At 70.9% G+C, this 1250-nt stretch carries 2 protein-coding genes and 1 pseudogene; 2 read left to right on the top strand and 1 reads right to left on the bottom strand.

What is annotated here, in order from left to right:
• Together QK444_RS36310 and QK444_RS36305 are read left to right on the top strand one after the other, a co-directional pair.
• A pseudogene (locus QK444_RS36310) lies at positions 1–199 on the top strand (LLM class F420-dependent oxidoreductase); the annotation flags it as partial.
• A gap of 53 nt (positions 200–252) precedes the next feature.
• A complete protein-coding gene (locus QK444_RS36305; protein ID WP_282786655.1) occupies positions 253–642 on the top strand; it encodes a nuclear transport factor 2 family protein in 390 nt (129 codons plus the stop codon).
• Positions 643–651: 9 nt separating this feature from the next.
• Here the strand turns inward: QK444_RS36305 and QK444_RS36300 are convergent.
• The coding region (locus QK444_RS36300; RefSeq protein ID WP_282786653.1) for a DUF4173 domain-containing protein at positions 652–1250 on the bottom strand (599 nt) is incomplete at its 5' end.

Raw genomic sequence — 1250 nt, 5'->3', positions numbered from 1 at the left:
GCGCGATCCGGCGGCCATCGGGACGACCGTGCGGGTCAATGTGGCGGCCGGAACCGATCCGGAGCTCATCGTCCGAGCTGTCACGGAGGTCGCGGCCGCCGGGTTCGACGATTTCTTCGTCGATCTCATGTACGTCACCCGCTCGGTCGACCCGATGCGCGAGACCGCGCTGGCACTGCTGCGACGCCTGCGCGAGTAGCCGGTTCCCATTCGTCCAAGCCAGCGGGTCGGGCCCGGCGCGATGCTCGTCGTATGGATCCCACACGAGAATTCCAGTCGATCATGGACGACTGGGCGAGCGCCATCGTCGACAACGACGCCGAGCGGATCGGCCGGTTCGCCACCCCCGACTGGCTGCTGCTGGGGCCCGAGGGCGGCATCGGGCACCGTGACCGGTTCCTCGCGCTGGTCGCGGCGGGCGATCTGGTGCACACCGCCATGGCGCTCGAGGTGCTGGAGGTCCGGGTGTTCGGCGATGCGGCGGTGGCCATTACGCACGGCACCAACGCGGGCGCGTGGCAGGGGCAGCCGTTCGCGGCCGACGAGTGGGCCACGAACGTCTTCGTCCGGCGCGACGACCGCTGGCTGGGCTCGGTCACCGCGCTCACCCCGAATTACGCCGCATCGCCGCGGCACACCTGAGACGGTGGACTACCGGGCGCGGGCGCGGGACAGGTTCCAGTCCCGCCAGCCGTCCTCGTCGAGTCGCAGCACGATCGGGGCCACCACTTCGCGGCGCAGCGCGTCGGGGAGGCGGTCGGCGGCGGGCAGCACATCGGCGGACAGATCGTTCAGGTAGTCGGTGTCCAGGCTCTTTCCGGCTTCCCAGCGGTCGATATTGCGGTCGGCGATGAACCGTTCCGGATTCATGATCGCCAGCGCCAGCAGGGTGGCGGCGGCCGCGCCGACCGCCGCGCGGGGCAGCCATCCCTGCCGCAGCCGCGCCAGGCTGGCCAGCACCAGCAGGTACAGGGCGGCGATCCACAGTTCGAACACCTCCACCAGCAGTCGCAGCACGGTGAATCCGTACGCCTGCTGATAGGTCCACATGCGCGACAGCGCCGACGCCACGATCACCAGGGTCAGCACGCTCACCGCCGACAGTGCGGCCCGCAGCCAGGCCCGGTCGGCGCCGGTGTCGCGGGCGGCCCATCGCTGGACGACCGTGATGACGGCGAGGGCGAGGACGCTGACCGCCGACAGCTGCCAGAATCCGCTGCGCGCGTACTCGGCGTAGGTGAGGTCGGCGG

The organism is Nocardia sp. CC201C (assembly GCF_030010695.1).
Lineage (GTDB): Bacteria > Actinomycetota > Actinomycetes > Mycobacteriales > Mycobacteriaceae > Nocardia > Nocardia otitidiscaviarum.
Note: the sequence above shows the minus strand (reverse complement) of the source record. Positions and strands in the feature narration are given on the sequence as shown.

Bases quoted from the DNA above. Each gene is read 5' to 3' on its own strand.
- QK444_RS36305 (WP_282786655.1), top strand. From the start codon at position 253: ATGGATCCCACACGAGAATTCCAGTCGATCATGGACGACTGGGCGAGC.